The organism is Methylomonas sp. 11b (genome assembly GCF_000515215.1).
GTDB lineage: Bacteria > Pseudomonadota > Gammaproteobacteria > Methylococcales > Methylomonadaceae > Methylomonas.
The window spans coordinates 126,098-148,812 of sequence record NZ_KI911557.1 but is presented as its reverse complement, the minus strand read 5'-3'; the positions used below and the strand labels follow the sequence as shown (position 1 = coordinate 148,812).

General features: G+C 50.9%; 20 protein-coding genes. 12 read left to right on the top strand and 8 right to left on the bottom strand.

What is annotated here, in order from left to right:
* The first annotated feature begins 19 nt into the window (after positions 1-19).
* From METH11B_RS0100700 to traN, 10 genes are all read left to right on the top strand, one after another.
* Entirely contained in the window at positions 20-844 is an 825-nt protein-coding gene (locus tag METH11B_RS0100700) for a DsbC family protein (RefSeq protein ID WP_026600312.1), read from the top strand.
* Complete coding sequence (locus tag METH11B_RS0100695; protein WP_026600311.1) at positions 841-1,353, top strand: TraV family lipoprotein; 513 nt, start codon at positions 841-843, stop codon at positions 1,351-1,353. Before METH11B_RS0100700 ends, METH11B_RS0100695 begins: the two co-directional genes overlap by 4 nt.
* 133 nt (positions 1,354-1,486) lie before the next feature.
* Positions 1,487-1,786 carry a TraA family conjugative transfer protein gene (gene traA / locus METH11B_RS0100690; RefSeq protein WP_036275516.1) on the top strand — a complete coding sequence of 100 codons (300 nt, stop codon included), beginning with the start codon at positions 1,487-1,489 and terminating at the stop codon, positions 1,784-1,786.
* 11 nt (positions 1,787-1,797) lie between these two features.
* Positions 1,798-2,055: an RRXRR domain-containing protein gene (locus tag METH11B_RS0100685; RefSeq protein ID WP_026600309.1), complete on the top strand. Its 258-nt coding sequence runs from the start codon at positions 1,798-1,800 to the stop codon at positions 2,053-2,055.
* Complete coding sequence (traC, locus tag METH11B_RS0100680) at positions 2,052-4,466, top strand: type IV secretion system protein TraC (RefSeq protein ID WP_026600308.1); 2,415 nt, start codon at positions 2,052-2,054, stop codon at positions 4,464-4,466. The genes METH11B_RS0100685 and traC overlap by 4 nt, the downstream gene beginning before the upstream one ends.
* Complete coding sequence (locus tag METH11B_RS0100675; RefSeq protein WP_026600307.1) at positions 4,456-4,773, top strand: hypothetical protein; 318 nt, start codon at positions 4,456-4,458, stop codon at positions 4,771-4,773. The genes traC and METH11B_RS0100675 overlap by 11 nt, the downstream gene beginning before the upstream one ends.
* Positions 4,751-5,317, top strand: a complete 567-nt coding sequence (gene lepB, locus METH11B_RS25920; RefSeq protein WP_036275515.1) for a signal peptidase I — start codon at positions 4,751-4,753, stop codon at positions 5,315-5,317. Before METH11B_RS0100675 ends, lepB begins: the two co-directional genes overlap by 23 nt.
* Positions 5,304-6,515: a TrbC family F-type conjugative pilus assembly protein gene (locus tag METH11B_RS0100665; protein WP_081733719.1), complete on the top strand. Its 1,212-nt coding sequence runs from the start codon at positions 5,304-5,306 to the stop codon at positions 6,513-6,515. The genes lepB and METH11B_RS0100665 overlap by 14 nt, the downstream gene beginning before the upstream one ends.
* A gap of 23 nt (positions 6,516-6,538) precedes the next feature.
* Entirely contained in the window at positions 6,539-7,552 is a 1,014-nt protein-coding gene (locus tag METH11B_RS0100660; RefSeq protein WP_197027002.1) for a TraU family protein, read from the top strand.
* A gap of 4 nt (positions 7,553-7,556) precedes the next feature.
* Positions 7,557-10,331 carry a conjugal transfer mating pair stabilization protein TraN gene (gene traN / locus METH11B_RS0100655; protein ID WP_026600303.1) on the top strand — a complete coding sequence of 925 codons (2,775 nt, stop codon included), beginning with the start codon at positions 7,557-7,559 and terminating at the stop codon, positions 10,329-10,331.
* Positions 10,332-10,355: 24 nt separating this feature from the next.
* Here traN and METH11B_RS0100650 read toward each other — a convergent pair whose 3' ends face one another.
* From METH11B_RS0100650 to METH11B_RS0100615, 8 genes are all read right to left on the bottom strand, one after another.
* Positions 10,356-12,713 carry a nuclease-related domain-containing protein gene (locus tag METH11B_RS0100650; protein ID WP_026600302.1) on the bottom strand — a complete coding sequence of 786 codons (2,358 nt, stop codon included), beginning with the start codon at positions 12,711-12,713 and terminating at the stop codon, positions 10,356-10,358.
* A 20-nt stretch (positions 12,714-12,733) separates the two neighbouring features.
* Complete coding sequence (locus METH11B_RS0100645) at positions 12,734-13,600, bottom strand: DUF7281 domain-containing protein (RefSeq protein WP_026600301.1); 867 nt, start codon at positions 13,598-13,600, stop codon at positions 12,734-12,736.
* Entirely contained in the window at positions 13,597-14,820 is a 1,224-nt protein-coding gene (locus tag METH11B_RS0100640) for a hypothetical protein (protein ID WP_026600300.1), read from the bottom strand. The genes METH11B_RS0100645 and METH11B_RS0100640 overlap by 4 nt, the downstream gene beginning before the upstream one ends.
* Complete coding sequence (locus tag METH11B_RS0100635) at positions 14,817-15,440, bottom strand: condensin complex protein MksE (RefSeq protein WP_026600299.1); 624 nt, start codon at positions 15,438-15,440, stop codon at positions 14,817-14,819. The genes METH11B_RS0100640 and METH11B_RS0100635 overlap by 4 nt, the downstream gene beginning before the upstream one ends.
* The gene (locus METH11B_RS0100630; RefSeq protein ID WP_026600298.1) at positions 15,433-19,089 is read right to left on the bottom strand and encodes an ATP-binding protein; all 3,657 of its coding nucleotides are present in this window, start codon (positions 19,087-19,089) and stop codon (positions 15,433-15,435) included. Before METH11B_RS0100630 ends, METH11B_RS0100635 begins: the two co-directional genes overlap by 8 nt.
* A 130-nt stretch (positions 19,090-19,219) precedes the next feature.
* Positions 19,220-19,492, bottom strand: coding sequence for an HU family DNA-binding protein (locus tag METH11B_RS0100625; RefSeq protein WP_026600297.1), 273 nt, complete (start codon positions 19,490-19,492; stop codon positions 19,220-19,222).
* A gap of 550 nt (positions 19,493-20,042) precedes the next feature.
* On the bottom strand, positions 20,043-20,354 hold the full coding sequence (locus METH11B_RS0100620; protein ID WP_026600296.1) for a type II toxin-antitoxin system RelE/ParE family toxin: 312 nt from the start codon (positions 20,352-20,354) through the stop codon (positions 20,043-20,045).
* Entirely contained in the window at positions 20,351-20,602 is a 252-nt protein-coding gene (locus tag METH11B_RS0100615; RefSeq protein WP_026600295.1) for an antitoxin, read from the bottom strand. The genes METH11B_RS0100620 and METH11B_RS0100615 overlap by 4 nt, the downstream gene beginning before the upstream one ends.
* A gap of 336 nt (positions 20,603-20,938) precedes the next feature.
* Here METH11B_RS0100615 and METH11B_RS0100610 point away from each other — a divergent pair, with 336 nt between their 5' ends.
* Positions 20,939-21,817, top strand: coding sequence for a tyrosine-type recombinase/integrase (locus METH11B_RS0100610; RefSeq protein WP_331280428.1), 879 nt, complete (start codon positions 20,939-20,941; stop codon positions 21,815-21,817).
* A 390-nt stretch (positions 21,818-22,207) separates the two neighbouring features.
* Positions 22,208-22,624 carry a hypothetical protein gene (locus METH11B_RS0100605; RefSeq protein WP_155931046.1) on the top strand — a complete coding sequence of 139 codons (417 nt, stop codon included), beginning with the start codon at positions 22,208-22,210 and terminating at the stop codon, positions 22,622-22,624.
* Positions 22,625-22,715: the final 91 nt, after the last annotated feature.

Here is a 22,715-nt window from a genome sequence, read left to right as displayed (position 1 = left end):
CTAAAACCCAAAGGTCGTTATGACGCTACGCCACATTTTTTTATTTCTAGTCTCACTATTCGGTACATCGATTGCCATGGCCGCCAATCCGCAAAAGCCTGCGGTCTCGGATATTGCCGCCGGTTTGCTCTCGATCAAAATCGACGGCATGCAAGACTTGCCGATCTCAGGCCTGAAGATGGTTAAGTCCGGCGAGCAGACAGTGTTTATTTCCAGCAACGGCCGCTTTGCCTTTTACGGCGGCAAATTGATGGACATCTGGACTCAGCAAGAGATCAAGGAACTGGCGGATATCGACAAAATCGCCAACCGTATCGACCTGTCACGAATGAAACTCAAGGCTGACGATCTGGGTGCGGTAACGGTCGGCCATGGCAAAGCCCAAGTCCTAGTGTTCATCGATCCGCGCTGCCCTTACTGCGGCAAGGTCATGAAAGACCTGCAAGCCTTGCAGGACCAGTACACCTTCAAGCTGGTGATGGTCCCCATTCTCGGTCCCGAATCGCAAAACATTGTCGTGCAACTGGCCTGTCAATGGGGCTCAAGCGAACCCAAAGTCAAAGACTCCGTCCGCGAACGCTTGTTGAAACAGGATTACGCGGGCCTGCCCAATGAAGCGCCTCAGTCATGTAACAAAGAGTCACTGCAAAAAGCTATCGTCACTGCCAAGTTATTCGATTTGAAGGGTGTGCCGTTTCTGATTGCGCCTGACGGACGCACCCACAGTGGCGCGCCGGAATCGTTAGCCGATTGGTTAGCGGACAAACCGAAACCGTCACCCAGCCTGGCAACAACGCCCGATACAAACGCACAAAACACAAACGCCACGGAGAAAAAGCCATGAAACGCTTTCATCAGTTTTCTATTTATAGCCTCAGTGTACTGCTGATCGCCATCACCACCGGCTGCGCCACCGACTACGGCTGTAAAGGCATGCCGGACGAACCCAGCTGTCTGTCGACGACACAGGCTTACCAAGTCACTAATACGGCGATAACGGAAGCGCCTCCGGAAAATAACCCCAATTCGGAGACAAACTCATCAACGGCACTCGTACCGCCGTTACAGCAACCCGTACCCAAGATCGAAGATCCCACGCCGATTCGTACCCCATCGCAGGTCATGCGCATTTGGATCGCGCCTTGGGAAGATGCAGACGGCGATTTGATGGTGTCCAACTATGTCTACACCGAACTGGAACCCAGGCGTTGGATGATCGGCAAGGCGGCTTCGACAGCCAGTTCTTCGTTGATCCCGCTGCAAGTCGAACAACGTCCACCGGAGAGACGCGCCAATGTCGATACCGGGGACGACGAGCGTCCAGTCAATGGATTGAGCAAATCATTGCCTTGATGGGGCAACCCATTTAACCGCAGGTCCCACACACCCTGCGAGACTGAGCGGGCAACCGCTTAAAAACCTGCCGGACTAACCGTCCGAGATTCGACGGGCAACCGTCTTTTAACCTGAAATGAGGATATTTTTGATGAAAACGTCATATCGAAGCGGGGTCTTGATGGCCCTGGCATCGTTATTGTTTATGTTGATGGCCAATGATGCCATGGCCGGTACCGCTGGTACCGAGTTCAGCACCGTCTGGAGCTTGCTGACCGGCTGGGTGGAAGGCTTGCTCGGCCGCATTATCGCTATCGTGTTCGTCATCGTCGGCCTGGTCGCCGGTGTCGTGCGCGGCAGCATCATGGGCTTTGTGCTGGGCATTGCCAGTGGTGTCGGCCTGTTTGCGGCACCGACCATTATCACCAACATCGTGACTGCCACGATTTAGGCCTCACCACGATGACCGGTTCAACGATTGATACCGAGACTGCGGCGGGCAACCGCCGCCTTGCTTCATTGGCACACGATAAGCGGACCGTTAGGGTCCAAGACGTCAACGGCCAGCCAATCAACCCCTGCCATCCGGCCAGAGCCAGGCAGTTGAAACGCAAGCACCGCGTATCGCTGGTGTGCCGGCATCCTTTTACGATTCGTCTCGATCCGGAATGTCCAGCCGAAGACCTGCTGCAGTTTTTTGAAGAGGATATCTTCCTATGACCACCGCACAACGCCCCCGTGCCGACCAACTGTTCCCGGTACTGGCTTATGAGTACGACCATCATCTGTTTTTGATGGCCGATAGCAGCCTTGGTTTTGGCTTTTTGTGCCGGCCGATGACCGGCGCCGATGCCAGCGTTTCTGCGCGCGTCAACGTGTTGCTGAACCAGGACTGGCCCACCGACACTCTGTTGCAGGTGAGCATATGGACCTCGCCCGACATCGAAGAATCGCTGGCGATCATGCAAACGCGGCGTTTGAAACAGCAAAAACCGACCTATAAAACCATGACCCAGGCTAGTATCGAGTTCTTGCGGCAAGGCACCACCAAACCGCCTGAAGCGATTTCCGGAGCACGCCTGCGGCGCAGTCATATTCTGGTCACGGTCAAATTGCCGATGGCCTATCCCAGACCCAGTGAACAAGACATCCGTCGTGCCAGCGAATTGCAAATGGCTACCCAGCAATCGCTGTCGACCATCGGCATGTATCCGGAACTATTGGGCGCCGATCAGTATGTGCGTATTCTGAACACGATTCTAAACTGGCAACCCGATGCCGGTTGGAAAGATCGGGTGGTACCCGAGTGCGATCCGACCCAACTGATCCGCGACCAATTGCTGGATTACGACAACACCCTCGAACTCGATGAAAAAGGCCTGTGGCTCGGAAGTAAAAGAGTAAAGACGCTGTCCGCCAAACGCACCCCCGATCATTTTTACTTTGGCAGCGCCAAAAGCTATCTGGGCGACATTTTGTCCGGTACTCGCGGCATTCGCCAGAATGCTTTGCTCAGTCTGACCCTGCATTACCCGGATGCCGAATCAACCCGCACCCGTCAGGAAGGTGTACGGCAATTCATCACCAACCAGGTTAATACGCCAATTGCCCGGTTTTTGCCGGTGTTGGTGCAGCGTAAACACCATTTCGACGTGTTGTTCGATGCCTACCGGGACGGCGACCGGCCAATCAGGGCCTATTTCGGGGTGTTACTGTTTTGCGACGAACAAGAAGAAGCCGCAGCCGTGTCCAATGCGCGGGTGTATTTCCGGGAGCTGGGTTTTCAGCTGTTGGAAGACAAGTATTTCTGCCTGCCGTTTTTCCTGAACTGTTTGCCATTTGGTCCCGAGCGTTCGGCGATTGCTGACTTGAAACGCTACCGCACCCTGGCTACCCGGCATGCGATTCCGTTATTGCCGCTATTTGGTGATTGGGCGGGCACCGGTACGCCGACCTTGAATTTCGTCTCAAGGAACGGTGAGCACATGGCGGTATCGCTATTTGATACCACCGGCAATTACAACCTGTGCATTGCCGCCGAATCGGGTAAAGGCAAATCATTTCTGACCAACGAAATCATAGTCAGCTACCTGACCGAAGGCGCACAAATCTGGGCGATCGATGTTGGCCGTTCCTATGAAAACCTCTGCGAGGTACTGGAAGGCGATTTCGTCAAATTCACTCACGGTTCGAGCATTTGCATGAACCCATTCGAGATCGTGCAAAACTTCGAGGAAGAAGCCGATATGTTAGCCGGCTTGGTCAGTCAGATGGCGGCACCAACCGAGAAACTGACCGATTTTCAAACCGCCGGTCTGAAACGTATTCTCAAGCAACTGTGGACCGAAAAAGCACAGGCAATGTCCGTGGACAACATTGCAAAATGTCTGTGCGCTGAAACCGATCAACGTTTAAAAGATGTCGGCGAACAGTTGTTTCCCTTTACTACCCGAGGTGAATACGGTCGCTACTTCAATGGCCGCAACAACGCCAAATTCACCAATGACTTTACCGTGCTGGAACTGGAAGAACTCAAAGGCCGCAAACATCTGCAACAAGTCGTACTTTTGCAGCTGATTTACCAAATCCAACAGGAAATGTATCTCGGTGAACGCAACCGGCCCAAGATCGTCATTATCGACGAAGCCTGGGATTTGCTCACTGAAGGCGATGTCGCCAAGTTTATGGAACACGGTTATCGGCGGTTTCGTAAATACGGTGGCGCGGCGGTAACCATCACCCAGTCGGTGAACGACTTATACCGCAATGCCGCCGGCCGCGCCATTGTCGAGAACTCGGCCAATATGTATTTGCTCGGTCAAAAAGCCGAAGTCATCGAAGGCATGAAACAGGATCGGCGTCTGCCACTATCGGATGGCGGCTACGAGTTACTAAAAACCGTACATACCTTACCCGGTGCGTATTCGGAAATCTTTTTCATTACCGAGATGGGTTCCGGTATTGGCCGCCTGATCGTCGATCCTTACAAACGCATTCTGTTCTCCACCAAACCTGAAGACGTCAACGCCCTGAAGCAGTTGCGTCGCCAAGGCTTGAGTTTGGGTGATGCCATTCAACAACTCATCGACAACCGCAGCAGCAAACCCAGGGAAAATAGTTATGGATCCTAAATCGCAATGGCTCAGCACCGTTTTCATCGCAGCCTGTCTGGGCTGCATCGGCGGTTGGCTGGCTGCGCAACAGCAATTACAACAGCCCATCGCTCGATTAAATATGGTCACACCGGTGTTTGTACTTGACCGGGCCAAGCTGATTCAATCGATACCGCCCAATGCCAGCCAGGAACACATGGCCAAGATCGTCGATGACTGGCAAGGTCAGGCCAAAAAGCTCAGTGATGCGGGCTATCTGGTGATCGATTCAACGGCGGTGGTGGCTGCTCCGGAGGATGTCTATGTTCGACACGCCGGACGCTAAGGGTATGAAGAAACCAAGACCCCATTCGCCATCGTCGTACCGTGTCACTCGATTGACTTTAGGCCGCTTCCTACTCAAGGCGATACCGATTTTATTGCTGGTGTTGGCCGCTGAACGCTATATCGGTCAACGATTTTTAATCGGTGGCGACGACCAGGTCGACCGTTGTCTGCCGGATAAATGGGTGTATCTGATCGATACCCACAACAAAGACATCTGGCGCGGCGATTTGATTGCCTTTCGAGCAGAGCGCATGGCGCCCTTTTTCAAGGATGGGCAGATCATCGTCAAAATCGCCGCCGGTGTTACAGGTGACACCATCCACGTCGATCCGCAGCACACCACAATAAACGGTGAACGGATCATCGACGGGCTGCCTTTGACGGAGAAACTCAAAAAGCCGGCGACACAATTCATACGTCATGAAACCATTCCACCTGCAGCCTATTGGGTGACAGGGCAAACCGACAAAAGCTTCGATTCGCGTTACTGGGGCTATGTCTACGATCATCAAGTGATTGGACGGGCCTATGCGTTGTTTTGATCGACCACAGCATTCTTGGCGGCAATCGGCAGTCTGTTTGTTCTGTTGGGTCAGTGTGCAAGCAGTTCAGGCAGAGGAAGCCTGGCTGCAACGTTCTCAGGCTATTTTGCAGGCCTTGGATAGCCAGCCTCGCCCAGACTGGTTGAATGGCCAATCTGAACAGTTGGACGTGAAACGCCATGCGCAACAAGTGTTGGACGCCTCGAAAGCGATCCAAGCAGAGGCACTATCGACACGATCGACAACGGTGGCAAGCGGTCTGCCGACAACACCTTCGAACAAGCCACTCACATTGTTGTTCGTCTCGTTTTCACTGGGTGAGTCCCTGCTGAAAGGCATCTTTGAAGAGGCGGCAGGCCGGGATGATGTATTGCTGGTGTTTCGCGGCCCCAAGCCCGGCCAAAAACTGCCGGCATTGATGGCCGACCTCAAACGCTTGCTGAAAGGTATTGATCCACTGCCCAACATCGTGATCGATCCCACCCGTTTTCAGCGCTGGTCGGTTTCATCGGTGCCTGACATCGTCGTCGAACAGGACGGTAAAACCCGTTTACACGTTCGTGGTGTCAGCAGTCTGTCCTGGCTGGACGAGCAGCTAAAAGCCGGCAAACAGGGTGATTTGGGCACTTTGGGCGATGTTGGCGAAATTACCGAGATCGACTTACTCGAAGAGATAAAACGCCGGATGGCTGGCATCGACTGGAAGCAAAAGCAGCAACAAGCTATCGCTCGGTTCTGGGATCAGCAAAAATTTGAAGTGCTGCCAGTCGCGCAGGCAGATCGTGACCGAACCGTGGATCTGACCATCACCGCCCCGCGCGATCTGACGGCACCGAATGGTCAACTGATCATCCGAACAGGACAAACCGTCAATCCTCTGGACAAAATGCCGTTTGGCTTATGCCTGAAGGTGTTCGATGCCACGGTGCCGGCTCAAGTTGAGCTGATTCAGCATCAGTCCTGCCACGACAAACAGGCCCGCGTGATGTATCTGGCCACGTCGTTGCAGCGTCAGTCCGGGTGGGACAGCTTGCAGCGTTTGGAAACTGCGCTTCAGGCACCGGTGTATTTACTGACGCCGGATGTGCGCAGTCGTTTTCAATTACAGCAAGTACCGGCGATTGTCGAACAAGTCGGCAACCAGTTAGTGGTTCGTGAACGCAAGCTGCCTGTTTCAACAGCGGGAGCTAAATCATGAAGCGATTACAGCGGACGGCTATCATGGCCTTGGGATTTTTATGGCTGTTGATCTCGGGTGTAACAGCGGCCGAAACCACTACGAATAGCGTCGACCCGTTGTGCTCGGACGCCGAACTGTGGTCCGGCAAGCTGATCACTGATATTTGCTGGAGCTGTTTGTTTCCGATTCGTGCGGCCGGGGCGTCGCTGGGTGGTGGCAACGTACCGAGCATCGCGACTGATGAGAAGTTCTGTTTCTGTACCGATAGCATGAACATTCCGGAATTAGGCATGACCATGGGTCTATGGAATCCTGCTCGATTGATCGAGATCGTCCGCAATCCCTGGTGTTCGCCTGCGCTGGGCGGGCATAAATTCAGTGCCTCGAACGTGCGTCTGATTGCCACCACTGGCAAGGCGGACTTCGATGCCAGCGAAATGTCGTTCTTCAATTATCACTATTTTGCTTTTCCGCTGACTATCCTGCTGGACCTGTTCTGGGATGGCCGTTGCAACAGTGATGGCTATGGGGACTTTGATTTGCTGTATGTCTCGGAACTCGATCCCACCTGGAACAGCGACTTGCTGGCGTTCTTCACCAGTCCGGAAACGGCCCTGTTTGCCAATCCGGTGGCCATTTCCGCATGTGTTGCCGATGCCGTAGCGGCGGCTACCGGTAATCCTTTGGACGCATTGTTCTGGTGTGCCGGTGCTTGGGGGCATATGTATCCCTTATCCGGGATTTCGCCGACCAGTTACGGTACCGATCCGCGCATCACCAGTTTGTTGGCCACGCGGGCGACGGCAGCTTTACATCGACGCGGGTTGGCCTGGAAAACTTCAGGTAACGATGCCTTATGTGGCGGCTACATCTATCCCTTCATTCCCAAATCGCAATACCGGCTATCGATGTTTTATCCGGTCGCGGAAACCGAATCCAATCACGCCATTGGCGAGACTACCTTCAAGTGGGGTGCGGGGCGGACTTATCCGGGGCCGGGGGAAGATCACATATATATCCAATTTCGTTGGCAAGACTGCTGCGTGGGTTTATGAGGCGATGAAACAATTCTTTGATCCCCAAGCAATCGCCACACAAAGCCTGTCTGCGGTGCTGTGCGTAACCATGGCCTGGACACCGTATGGTGTTTCCTGGGCGGATGCGATTCAGGAAGCCGGGCGAGAGGGTCAACAACTGGGCCAGCAAGTCCTCGGCGGTTTTGCGTTTCCGGTCGATACCGGCAATGGCACGCTGACCTTGAATCCTGGAACGGCTCAGGAGAGCGCCATGTCAATCGGTACGCTGTTTCCGGATACCCATAGCACCACGACTACGACCCAAGATTTTGCCGATCTTTATGGCAACAACCCTGGAACGATCGCAGCCGGGTTGGACGCACAGACTGCATTGAACAGCGAAACCAGCTTTACCGGCGAAGCATATCGCACTTTGATCGACAATGCTCACCAGTCGCACCCGGACTTGCAAGCCGATCCGATCTGGCAAGCCGGCGACCAATTGCTTGCCGATTTTACCCCATGGGCACAGTCGTTCTCGGACTGCACGACCACCACGACCCAAACCGACACTCTGCAATCAGTGCGAGTGCCTGATTATCAGCTGTGTCTGCGGCAACCGACGGTACCGCAAAGCTGCACCGCTACCCACCAAGTCAATGTACAGCCCTTGATCCGTTTTGTCAGTGAGGATGGCGGTTTTTCCAGTTGCGGGCCGGGCTGTATGGATTTGTATGTCGGCCGAGTCGGTGATGATTACTGGGAATCGGATTGCGGCTTGTTTACCTGGCAGGTCAAATACGAAGTCTTGCATCCGGAAGCCATCACCAGCGCCACGCTAGAGTACGTCAAATACGATGACCACACCCGTGTCTATTACGACAATCAGTTGATCTATACCGGTGCCAGCGGCTGGTTCGGGGATTGCGAGCTTTATACCAGCTGGAACGAATATCCCAACACCAATGTACTGTATGCCTTCAATAGCAGTGGCATCAAAGTGTTTAAGGAAGAAACCCGGGTTTCCGGACGTGGCGAAGGCTATTCGCGGATTCGGCTACGCTATGACCTGTCGAAACTGATTACCCAGGATGAATGGAGCTGGAGCGGACCCAATTGCCAAAACTTGGCCAATGCGATTACCGATGGTATTTGCCAGACTGGCAGCCAATTGAGTTGCTCGAACGATCCCGCCAATGCCTCGGGCTGTTACGTCGATCCCACGTCGCAAGTGATGGTCTGCGGTTCCGACTTGGCGCAAGCCCCGGTGGCCAATTCGACGGGGATTCGCAATACCTGTATGAATATCCATGCGGCTGGGCACTGCGATCTGAATCAGTACGGCCAATGCTGGACCGATACCGCCGGCACACATTGTTTGGAGCCGCCAGCGAACGGAATACCCAACACAACCTGCGCGTCGTTGGAAACCCAAGGTTGCTCTTTCATCAAAAGCCAATGTACCAGTGTACTGGCCTCAGGCACTTGCTGGGACAGCGTCGATACTTACGACTGCGGCCAAACAGTGGGCATTCCCGGCATTCAAAGTAATACCCAGCAGCAATGTGCCGGGCCGATCCGCTGCATGGGCGAAGAGTGCATTACCGTGAATCGCACACAGAGCCAGGATTTCAGTAAGGCGGTCGCCTTACTCAATAGCGCCCAGCAAATGGCGATGGACTTACATTGTGACTATGCCAATGCCGATCTCCAGCAACAGGATCCTACTACCTGCCAGGTATTCCAGGGTAAACCCGCCAGTTGCAAAATGGTCGGCGGCGCCCTCAGTCTGGTGGATTGCTGCGAAACGCCCTCGGGTGCGATGGGGCTGGGACGTTACATTGATTTGCTGATCGCCACCAGTCAGATGGACAGCGCGGTGATGGCCATGGATAGCGCTTCGGCGATTCGAGGCGCATGGGAAACCATGCGCACCCCGTTTACGCTGGCCGGAGATGCCTGGAACAGTTTTCAGGCGGATTTTGCCTCGACGGTGAATGACTTGGTCGGCACCGACATGCTCAGTACCAGCGATATTGCTTCGCAAGGTTTACTGGATTCACTGAAGAGCGAATTAATGAAGTCGGTAGCGGAATGGATAGGCCAGACCTTTGGCGAAGCCGCCGGTAATGCCTTGTTTAGCGCTGGCGGCCAGGCAGCCTTTGATGCTGCGGGCAATCTGACGCCAGCGGCGCAATCGGGTGGTGTGCAATTAGGCGGCGGCGCGGCAGTGGCTGGGCAATTACTGAGTACCTTGATGGCGGCTTATACCGCCGTGATGATCATCATCATGATTATCCAAATGGTCTATTCCTGTGAGGAACCGGAATACGAACTGGCGGCCAAGAAACAACTGAAAGTCTGCAAGGATCTGGGGACTTTTTGCGAAAGCAAAGTATTAGGTGTCTGCATGGTCCGTAAGGAAAGTTACTGCTGCTACAACTCGCCACTGGCCAAAATCCTCAACGAACAAATAAAACCGCAGCTGGGCATGGATTTCGGTACGCCGGAAAGTCCCAGCTGTACCGGCATCAGAGTTGTGGACCTGGATCGGGTAGATTGGACTCAGGTCAATCTGGATGAATGGTTGGCAATTCTGGCGCAGACCGGACATTTGCCGTCCGCCGCCAATGCCGCGTCCATGCTCAATCTGGATCAACTCACCGGTACCGGCAGCCGACTCAATCCGCAGAAATACGGTGCTGTCTCCAGCGGCCGACAGGACACCTTAACCCGCACTCAAGGCCGAATGACCGATCTGGATGTACCTACGGTCAAACGGCAGTCGGAACTGGAGGGCTGGGGAATGGGACCATAGCCACAAAGCTTCATATTGGGTATTTCAAGTTTCGAGGACATCCCAAATAGTCCCAGCTTCGATGATTGTCGCAAACTGTCCTGCATTAAATCCATCAGGATAGAGATTATCTTCGTCAATCTGTTCAAAAACTGAGGATAGTGCATCTCCACAAATCTTTGCAAAGTCACCTTTTATGACAGTGCTAGAACCATGTTTAGTTTTTTCGGTATCGATAGCTTGGTGCAAATCCCGCAATAAATGACGTTCATTTCTAAGCGCAATGATAACTTCCTGAAGCGAGACTTTTAAAAATCCCTCGAAATATTCATGATCATGCTCTATTGAAGTATCGATAATCCAGAAATGTGTTTGGATCTGACTGGAATCTCGCCCAAGTACCAGCGCTGACAATGTCGGATCAGTCGTTAACTCCTTGGTCACCCATGCACTTTTACGTTTTAATTGAAGAGCCGCTTTACGGAGAGTATTCGTTCTATGCAGCCAGGCATCGTGATGTGTCTTGCGAATGTAGCCAGACTTTATTTCAAAAACAAATAAATGATCATCACGTAAGCAAATTAAATCGATTTCGCCGACTTCTTCACTGGAGTCACGTGGTGGGTTAAGGTTTCCAACCACTTTAAAACCAAATTCTGTAAATGTTTCTGCCAGCCTTTTCTCGATGCGATTGGTTTCCAGATTCAGTTCCTCTCGATTTCGTCCCAATCGCCGTAAGTTATTAACAGCGGCAGTTACATTATTTTGAAACGCAAACATCCAAGGAAGCTGGAACAGATAATTGCCAATCTTCAAAATTGGCCTTTCATGTAATTCGGGTTTCAGGGCATGTTCATGCTCACGTAATTGCCGTGATAATTCTTTAATATCGTTTGACCAAAAGTCGAGAATGGCTTCGGTTATTTGCTTGTTGCCCTTTGGATATTCCTCGCTCACAGTCCAGTTACAAATTCTGGCAATCTTTGCTTTACGCTCTGCAAAGGTAATTGGAAATCTAATTTCGCCTTCAACCTGCCCTGCAAAGGAAAATACAGTCAATGCAGTCAACCAGTCCCCTGCCCTTTCGTATTCTCGGCAGTAGGGAAGAATATAATCGTATTTATAAAATGCGTGCATCAATTCAATTGTCAACAGTGTCAGCAATAAATCGACTTTGAGACCACTCTTGGTTGTGAAGTCATCAACAAAACCATAAATTTCAGTTAGTTCAAGTTTGGTTCGAATAGCTGAAATAAATGCAAACCGATTGTTTTGTTCGTTTTCTGGTCTACCGAAACGTTCAAAACAAAAACCTAATCTAAAAAATTCATCAATAGCACGGAATTGCCAATACTGAGATAATCGCTCAAGCTTCTTACCGTTCCGCCCCCATTCATACCCTTCCTGATTTACCCTTGGATATAAAATCAGCCTTTCATTTTCAAAGCGAATGTCGTAATCATCATCGAAACAAAAATTCTCGATGGTTTTACCTACAGATTTATTAAATTGCAGATAGGCGTCAATGAGGCGTTCAAATGTCTCTAGATAGAACAGACATTTTTCGGCTACCCTAGCCGTGGAATGAGATGGAAACAGTAACGAAGCCATATGTTTTCGAAGCGATTCGCCGATGATTCGCTCCGATATAAAAAAATCATTTTGTCCACTGGCTTTTAGCTTTGAAACGAGTATTTGATTGAGGGCATCAGACATTTCCTGAAAGGCATCCCGACTAGCCTCGGCATGATCCTTTTCAAATTGATGAGGTCTCAATTCATGTTGTCCCTGGTTGTAAACAATATGTTTAAATGCGAACAAGCTTGCATAGACCAGTGTTTCTAAGGGCGTTAAGCGTTTCAAGTCGGCTTCAATCAACTTTATCGCGTCCTTAAATCTGCCGTTTTCTTCTTCGAGAATTTCGCACGCTTTAATAAAATCAGATAGGTACACTGCTTCGAGAATTTCGCACGCTTTAATAAAATCAGATAGGTACACTGCGTCGCCCAGATCAAGCGCATCGATTTCCTGCCAACGCAATGACTTTGGTGACAAAAACACCTGAGAATAGCGAATAGCTCGCCGGAGTGTTACGGGTGCCGTGACAACTAAGTGTTGCAACCAATTAGGTCTGGTTACTTTGTTTTGCTGAAGATAACGAGCCAAAGCCAGGGCGAAGGCTTCCTCTGCAAAAATATCCTCCGAAGCTTCATCCCAAAAAGCGGCCGTCCAAAAATCATGATCTCGATCAGCTGCGCTCAAATTTCGCTTACCGGCTTTGGCCGGTTTTCCATCCAGGTATCGGTGAGTCAATTTGATAATCGCGTCAGTCGCGGACTCACTAGTTTCGGTTAAGCGTAGAAAACGCTCTTGATAAAGGTTGGGGACGGGCTCTGTCATCATCAGGTTATTACTGATCTGAATTAGGCAGGGTGCATTTTTAGCGACGTGTTATCGACCAGCCAATGCTCCTGAACGATGCCTGCCTGATGCAATTTCATCAGCTGCCAACACGCTTGGATGATGGGATAGCGGGTATCGGATAAAGCCATACGGCAACCAGCGAGTTGTTTTTCATAGATTTTATGATTGGCTTTGCCGGAGTTTTTAAAATAAAACTCCAATGCTGCCAAGCCTGGCCCAATCAGTCCGGCAAAGTTTGGAAAAGACTGCGCGATGCTCAGACCTTTCGGATCCATGTCGCCCATTACCCAGACTGGCAAGGGGTATTTCTCGATCAGACTCAATACCGTGCCGGCCTGATACACCTGATCGCCCCGAAACACCACTAACGGTTCGGTCGACGCTGCCAATTCATCCAGCTTCATCGCACTCAACTGATCGAAACACCGGTAATTTTCAACGACCCAGATGCTTTGATGTTCAATGCTGGTAATGTTGTCTAGGGCTATATCACAATGACTGTGGTCCGGCAGTCGATAGTGTTCACCGTTTAACTTGAGCATCCTGCCCGGTACGGGTTTCATGGCTAATCGGCTTTTCTTCACCGATTGCCCCGCTAGTTTTTCATCGATGGCAAGCGTTAAAACCTGCTCGCGCTGCATGGTGGAAAATTCACCCATTCCGACTTGCTGCAGATCAATACCGGTAATTTTATTAACCAACTCACGCAATTCCTGTTTATCTGCGCTGGTCAGATGCAGCTTTTTGGCTTGGGTGAGGCCAATATTGTATTCGCGGTGAATGGCCTGCCAGGATTGATTGAGCGGAAAAATCTCTTGCTCGCAAGAAATTGCGCGGGCAATCACGGTCAGCTGGGTTTTATTCATTGTTCACCCGTTTGGCAGCACAATATGATGTCACAAATCTTCTTATTGCCGGTTAAGCCGCTACCCTGACTTGCCTCCTTCCATTCGATTTGCAACGCTTTATGCTGCTGTTTCAAGCATTCATTCATCACACACGCTAACCAGATGGTGGGTTCGATATCGGTAGCAAACACTTGTTGAAATGCCAGCGCCGATAAGGGTCGACCGGCTTGCTGCCTGACTTTGGCCATATAGGCCGCCAGTTGCTGCCGGTATCTAGGAACCTCTAAGGTCTGTTTTTCTGTTGGCGTGAGGTTAATCGAATTCAAAGGCCTTTGCTTTTGTTTGGCTAACAAGGCGTCGCTATCGATACGGATCTTCTGGGCAATCTCGACCAGTTCCTGCTCCACGGCATGATCCAAGGGATCGGCATGTGCGGATAGTGCTAAAGGCTGGATACGATTCCAGTGTTCCGGAATCTGATCGTGCTCGCTCCAGTCCAGCGGCTGGTAATCGGGGTTTTGCCGTAGATAAAACGCAAAGCCCTGCACCAGTTGCGCTCTTACTTCGATTTGACGTAGTTCGAACAGAAAGATTTTGAGTTTATCGAGAATGTCTTGCAGTCGCTGTTGGTACTTCGGCAAGAGCCTGAGTAATTGCCGTTCCAGCAGTTGATGTAACTCCGGCTGCTCTTCGACATATTCCAGTAAAAATTCAGGCTGCAAGGCGCTGATGGCATTGACCAGTTTTTCTAGGCGGGCAATGTAAAAGCTGTTTTGCTTTTGCTTCTCAGCCAAGGTACGAACATTCGCAAAACGGCTGTTGACCAGCATTAACAAGTAACTGGTGTTCTCCTCCAGATTGTCGGCCAAATCGAATACCAGCCGTTGGATTTCCAGCAGGTAATGGTCGACATCATCCAGCCTATTTTCCCGCCAGGCATCCTGATACAAACCAATTTGCTGCTCCAGGGTGTCTATCCAGCTCGACAGATCGGTATCTAGCCGGCGGATCCGGTCGCTACTCAAGGCACTATCGAGGAACTGGCTCAAGCGGCCGGCGATACGAAAGCCATCGTCGCCATGATCGACCAGTACTTTGAATTGCTTGAGTTGATTGAGGGTGCGTTGGTTTTGGCTATCTGAATAGATAGTACCGTTGAAATAGGCTTTGGCGATTAAGTCGCTATGATTAGCCAGTGCCTTGAACAGCCGTTCCAGGCTTTGTTCGGCCTGACTCAAAACAGGCTCTCCTGGGCCACGTCATCTTCGTCCTGGGCAATTGGCAATTGCTCATGCTCTTTGATGAATTGCAGCGCTTGATAGAAATAATCCAGCTTGCCGGTCACCTGATAGATCAGCGTATCGCGGTTGGACAGATGCAAATAGCCCCATTGATCCAACGTCTTCAGCAGTTTTTCCAGACGGCTTTTCACGGCATCGTCAGTACAAACAAAATCTTTGAAGCGGCTGAAGGTTTGCAAGCGATCCGCCAAAGCCTGATTACTCTCGATGACCTGTAATAATGCCCCAAAACTCAGTGTATCGCCGGGCGACAAAGCCGTATCGCGATGCAAACAGGCCATCATCATCTCCAGCCATTCCACGACCGGCTGCAATTCCACCCGAAATTGTTGAAAGATCCGTTGAATATCGCGACGGGCGCCGGCGTCGATTTGCCGATAGGCGGCATAATACGCTAGACCGTTCTGAGTCTTGCTCAGACGGTATTGCAATCGGCTCAAGAATTCGTCGACTTGTTGTGCGTTTTCAGTCAGCTGTAAAAAACGAAAGCCGGTTTCGTCGCTGATTTCGCAAATGAACTCGCCTTGCAGCAAGCGCTTTAGTATCACATCAAACATCAGCTAGCTCTCTGACCATGGGCGCCAATTCCGCGAGATAAGCGTCATCGATTTCCATCTCCACCAATTCACGCTGGCCAACGACCTGATATCGGTTTTTGAACAATCGCAGAACATCGGGGTCTGGGTCGGGAAATGCCGACAGCAAGGTGATGCCGTTATTACTGAGTAATTCCAACAACAGCTCGATATTGACCTGGTGTAGTTCCTTTAATTCATCCATCGGCCAGATGATGTTTAAGGGTTGGTCCTTGCGGATCATGTTGACCAAGGCGATAAAGAAGACGCACAAAATCAGATAGGACAAGCCATGACTGGAGATTTGCTGTAACTCCTCGGCATGGGTGGCGCGTTTGCTACGGCCGTTTTCGCTGACTATGATCTCCAGTTCCAACAAGTTGACCAGTTTCATTTCCACCCGACCCTTGCCTGGCATCTGTTCCGCTACCAAACGCACCATGTCCGCAAAGGCCTCGCCGGGCAACCGGCCATCGCCGTTGCGGTTCCAGTCATCGTATTGCTTGGTAAAGGCGACGATTTGAGGCCAATAGCCCAAAGTCTGCACTTTTGAGGTCAAGCGCCCCTGGATGCTTTCGATTTTATCGAAACGGATATTGCTATCAATATGTTTTGCCAAACGTCTGGACAGTGAATCGATGCCGCGGTCGAAATGTTCCAACGCTTGTTGATAATTCCGGATTACCGCGCCGAACAGATTGGCCTGATTAACTAATAGACTGCGAAGATCCTGGTAAGCACTGTCGTACCAATTCAAGATTGGCGATAGCCAGGCCGTTTCATCGCTGTCCAGGCCCAGTTCATTCTCCTGACTAGCATAATACTGGGCCGGACCGGTGCCGGGATATCGGGCTAAGGTCTGTTTCAAATGCCTCAGCTTGGCCAGCAGCAGGCGACGCTGGCTTTTATAAGCCTCGTTCAAGCTACGATATTCGTTTTGTAATAAGGCCAAGGTATGCGATTCGTCAAAACTGATGACATTGGCGGCATAACGTGCATAGGGCGTGCAGTCGTCTAGTAATTGTTCGAGAGTCTTCAATTCCTGCGTCAATTTCTCAAGCGATGCGGCCAGCTGATCCATCTCGGCTTTTAATGCTCTGCTGTGCTGTTGATAATGGTGCTTGGCGGCTTCGTACTGTGCCTCGGTTAGCCGGAGTTCTGCAGTTAGTTGGCGAATCGCAATGCTCAGCTGAGGGTAGCCAGACCAATGCAGTTGCTCCCAACGCCGATATTCGCTGACTGTTTCAGCTGCGGCTTTGGCGGCTTGCAACTGCTTTTTCAAAGTATCAATTCGGGTCTCAAGCTGTTGCAAGGCATCGACATCGATTTTTCGGGTTTTCAGACTGTTCAGTCGTTGCTGATCGAGTTCTTGAAGGGCCTGTTGCTCTTGGCTTTTTAGCACTGAAATGTCTTGCCGGATATGCTCGACTTGTTGGCCGGCAACCTGTTTGATTCGGGCGATAACCGTGTCGAGTTCGACAGCCAGCTGCTTTTCCTCGTGTTGCAGTTGCCGTTTTAAGCCCTCTAATTGTTGTTTGGTATCTGCCAAAGCATGCTCGACTGCTACTTTTTCAGTCTCCAACTGTTGTCTGCGCTGACGTTTGCTGCTTTCAATTTGCAGCTTCAAAGAGCCTAGTTCGCTGTGAATTCCCTTCAAACCGGTGAGCAGGCGACCCTGCTCGGTTTCGGCTTGTTGGGATTGCTTGTGCAGTTGGTTATCAATCTTTTTCAAAGCCGTCAATTGTTGCTCGACCTGTTCGTCCAAGCCGGCCAACTCGCGTAAGCGATGTTCATGGTCAGCCAGCACGGCGCGGATTTGCTGTTCGTCGGCTGCCAAATCCGCCGGCAGTACCTCCAGATTCAGTGACACCCCGTACAATCCGGTTGGCTTTTCCACTAACGTCGGCTCAAGGTCTTCTCGCAGTAATAGTTCCGGATTAACCACTTTGGCAATGTTCTGCGCCCAGCCGGGTTGATGCTCACGTAAAAAACGCAGCAAGGTATCGGCTTCGGTATCCAGTTGTCTCTTTAAACGACTGATCGTCTCATCAATCGCTTGTTTCTCTGACTGATAATGACGCTTTTGGTCCAAAACAGACTCGACTTCGGCCTGATTGGCTTTGATTCGCTTGTTGATGCCAGCAACGTCATTTTTCGCCTGTTCCAATTGTTGTTGCAGGCTTTGCTGAAGTTCCAGCTTGGCTTCTCGGGTTTGGAGTAATTCCGGATCAGGTTGGATTTGGGCAATCTGTGCATTCAGCGCCCCCAGCTTTCCCTGAACCTCACCGGCCGATCCATGTAGCTTTTCCTGTTCGCCATTATTCGCGGCTCTCAGTTGTTCTCGGGCCTGGTTATGTTCCGCACGATGTTTGGCTTCATCTTGGCTTACCTGTGCCTTGACCTCACCCATCTGCCGTTCATGTTGGTACCGCTGCTCGGCGTAAGCTTTCTCGGTGTCAGCCTTGATCGCGGCGAATTGAGCATTAATGTCCTGCACTTCAGAGGTCAGTTGCTCATAGTGCTGTTGTTCCCTGGCCAGATTGTCGGAGAGGACAGACTGTTGCTCGGCCTGACGAATACTCAGCTGTATTTCTTTGGCGTCCCATTCGGCTTTTTCTTTCTCCAGTTGGGTTTTCTGCTTTTCCTGGCTGCTGAGCTCGGCTCTTTGTTGGGCAATAGCCGATTGCATCTGAAGCTCCTCGATTTCCCAAGCAGTCTTCAGGGTTTTCAGTGATTGTTCGGCTTGTGAAAGCTGTTCTTGTTGCCCTTGCTGTTGCTGGCGATAACGCTCCTTCAACAGCAATAGGCGCTTGTAAAGTTCACCGAATCGGCTTTTAAATTGTTCCTGTTCAGCCGCAAGCTCACTGAGTTCTGTGGCCTGTTCCCGCTCGGCTTCGCTGTGTTGGTAGGCCCGGTATTCCTTGTGCCAATCCTCTAATTTATCCATAGAGACATCCAAGGCAATGGAATCGCGGTTCTCGTCGATACAGTTGACCAGCATTTCCCGCAAGTCGGCAAAATCAGTCGAACGTTGGAGCATGCCGGAGACGATTTTTTCGATGTCCTTCAGTCGCCGCCCGGCACTACCCTGACAAAAGCTAAAACGGGCAATCAAATTGCGCAATTCCTGACCCTTGCTATGCGGCAGGTTTTGAATCACCGTGCGATAGTCGCTACAGGACGTCAGCTGATTGCTGGAATTAATTTGACGTTTGTCCAAATGCCGTTTCAGATCGCGGCAGGAAATCGGATAGCAAGAGCCATCCAGCCGAGTTTCCAGAAAATCGTCACGATCAAAGCCCTTATCGACGAAGCGATAGCAAAGACCTTCTTCATTGAGTGAGGCATAGATCACTACCAGGCAAACTTGCTGATCCCGGCGATACTCGAAAATGATGTAAGACGACTCATTGGGCAAATAATGCTTGGCAAAGCTGTCGGTGACTTTACTTCTCGGCACCAATCGCCCAGGTCGTTCGCCAAAAAACAACGGGATCAATCGCAGCAAGGTGGTTTTACCAGCACCGTTGACACCGTTCAGGTTGGTGTGCCCCTCCAACCGAACTTCTTGTAACGTGCCCGGTTTATAGGAGTCGATCAAAATCAGCCGAATTAATGCAAAACTTCCCATCCGTTACCTTTTTGACTATACAAGTTTCCTTGATTACCTCTCAAACGAACTATCCAACATCGACCAGTCCATTCAGGGAAAAGAGGGAAGTGGCGGCGTCATCCTAATTTGAAAATCAGTTACCTCAAATTCACTGAACCGCGTCTTTCAAACCTTTGCCGGCTTTGAACGATGGCAGTTTAGCCGCTGCAATGGTAATCGCTTCGCCGGTTTGCGGATTGCGGCCGGCGCGCTCCGCACGTTCTTTCACTTCAAACGTACCGAAGCCTACCAAAGCCACGGAATCACCCGCTTTCAGTGCAGTTTGGATGGATTGGGTAATACTATCCAATGCGCGGGAGGCATCGGCTTTGCTGATTTCGGCATGGCCTGCAATTGCTGCTATTAGGTCGGATTTATTCATTTTGGTCCTAAAAGAGTTGTTTAAAAATTAAATAGCAATATAAAGAGTTGATTAACCGCAAGTGTTATGCCGAGCAAAATCTTGATATTTATGATTATGGCATAGCAATTGGAGTGATAGGACTATTGGCGTGATCCATGATAGTACTTCAAATGGATCTGGTGATAATTTTGTTCCTAATTCACTGCCAGTCCACTAAACGATACATTTAGGTTCATTGCCATCGCATTACAAATAACCCAATTTTGAATTAAACCGATCCGTCATGAATGAATTCCATTATTAATTGTTTTTCCAACATTCCAGGGCAGTTTGTGTCAATTGAAGGGATAACCTTAGTTGCTCATGTAACTCTTGGGTATGTCTAATTCAGTTCTTGAAAATACTTTAGCGTCCTTCCACGTCGCCGAAGCGTTTTGTCGCTTTCGGCCTAAGCAGGTCTTGAACCATTTTCGCGTCGATTTTATTAAGGTCCTTCGCTTTAACTCATAACGTAATTGGGTAATCAATCAGTGATAATGCGGTTTATCATCGGTCAGTATGTCCCGTCTCAAAGCCTGTCCTTGAGCCTCGCCAACAGGTTCATACGTTCATGCAGCACGGCCAAGATCACGGGCTTCCGGCCTTCTGGTGAGGACATGAAGAAAATATAGTGATGTTCACAGCGACACACCCGGACCTGGGGATACTTGGGGAAAAGCACCTTGGAGAATAGTCGCCCTTCCGCAATAGCCAGGAAGCGTTTGTTTAACAATTCGGCATAACGAAACGCTTGCTCACGCCCCCATGTGTCATCGGTATAGCGGGCGATAGCGGACAAATCCTGGATAGCCTCCGCCGTAAAATCAACGGGCAGGCTCATGAATCGGTGTTGACCAGGGTTTCCTCAAAGATGGTATGAACGGACGCACTCACGACTTCGCCACGTTCGGCGGCTTCAATGCGGGGTTTTAAGAACGCTTCCAGTTCCTGCATGGCTTTTTCTTCATCGGCGGTCAGCGGCAACAAACGCTGCATGGCATATTCCTTGATGCTTTTACCCTGTAAGGCAGCCATTGCCTTAATGCTTTGATGCTGTTGATCGGTGATCTCTATCGTCAGGCGGCTCATGGTCCCATCCGTTCGGTGGCTTAAAATCTCACTATGGCACAAAAATGTAAAAATGTTAATTTGTGTTTTTAGGCCCTGGTCGCTGCAAAACCTGGTTCGAAAAGACCCGTTTGTCTAATAAACAAAGGCTTTTTAGACAACATGCAAACCCCATAAAACCAAGGACTCGCGTGCTTACCCTATTAAAGGATGAGAGCTACTGATTTTGATGGGATCTCGAATCCTAATTCAAATCACAATAGGTAACGCCCATGTTGAATCAACCCGTTAACGCATCATCGCTTACGACCTGTCCCCGCTTGATAACCCGCCAGCGAGCGGGCGCATCGCCGCTTTCTGGAGTTTTTCGCGGCCAATATCCGCAACCGGCACACGCGGCGGGCCTATGCTCGCGCCGTGATGGAATTTCTCGATTGGTGCGAGGTAACGGCGGGTATCGTATCGATCTTCGAGGTGCAGCCGTTGCATGTTGCCAGCTGGATCGAGGGCAAAACCCGTCAGGTCTCCGCCCCAACGGTCAAGCAACAGTTAGCCGCCGTTCGCCATTGTTTTGACTGGCTGGTGACCGGGCAAGTGGTGTCGTTGAATCCCGCCGCCTCGGTTCGCGGTCCGGCGCATCGGGTAAAAGTCGGCAAGACGCCGGTGCTAGATGCCGAGGATGCCCGCCGCCTGTTGAATAGTATCGATACCGGGACACTTATCGGTCTACGCGACCGGGCCCTGATCGCGTTGATGATCTATTCCTTCGCCCGCATCGGCGCGGCTTTGGGTATGAAGATCGAGGACGTCTACACGCAAAACCGCCGCCTCTGGGTGCGGTTGCGGGAGAAAGGCGGTAAACGCCATGAAATGCCCTGCCACCATCACCTTGAAGATTATCTCCTGGCCTATATCGAAGGGGCTGGGCTAAGCGATGATCCCAAGGGCTTATTGTTTCGCAGTCTGGGTCGCGGCACCGGTCGGCTGAGCGTCTCTTCTCTGGGTCAAGCCAATGCACATGCGATGATTCAGCGCCGGGTTGCCGCCGCCGGCATTGCCACCAAGATTGGTAATCATAGTTTTCGGGCGACCGGCATCACCCTTTATTTGAAAAACGGCGGTACATTAGAGAAAGCGGCCGTGATGGCCAACCACGCCAGTACCCGCACCACCCAGCTCTATGACCGTCGCCGCGATGAGGTGACGCTGGATGAAGTCGAGCGGATCAGGATTTGAAGGTAAAGGTTGTCATCTACTGCGATCCTTGTGGCTGCGTCATTGAGTAAACAACTCGATCCATTTTGCCAGCCGTGTTTCTCAAGCGGCCAGCCCGCCAAATCCTGATTTTTGGAACGGGGTGGCTACAAAGCAGTCACTGGTGACCTCAACCAATCGGCCATTTTCTGACAGTCATTGAATCAAAAAACCAAGCCACTCAACGGTCAGTTTCAGCTTCTAACCTGCCATTTGCAGTGACCTAAACTGACTTATCAGTGCCCCTACTTAACGTGCAACAATCAGCCAAACTTCATGCCGTAACTCACGAACGGCTTGAATTATTTCGTATAGTGAGTATCATCTAAACGAATGATTACTCTACGTCGCTCCAAAATTTGGCTTTCTTTTGTGCTGATCCTCGCGATCCTTGGTCATTTCGGCCTGGGACATCGCGATGCGTCGGCCTTTGTGCTGTGTTTTGGGATGGATGGTCATGTCGCTGTAGAGCGCGTTGCTCAAGAGCAATTAGCGAATGTGAATAAAACCATCCAGTCCAATGACGAAACCAACGTCTATACGGCCAATGGCGATAATCCCTGTCCGTCACCCTGCACCGACATCCCTATAGACGGCGATAATCACACGCAGTTATTGGTGACTGATTTACTTAAGTTAACGATTGATATTGGTTTCCTGCCGGTATTTTTCCTATTTTCACTGTTGGCGTTTCATGCCCGATCTTTTATTCGGCAACCGGCATTTTTCGATCCACCGTTCACCGATCCCCGACTGCTCGCCTTGCGCAGCATCGTTTTACTGATTTAGCCCCATCTCCTAGCTGCAACCTACCAGCCAAAACCGCAGGTTTAATACCTGTGTTTTTTGCTGACGTTATCTCTATGCTACGGAGAAGTTT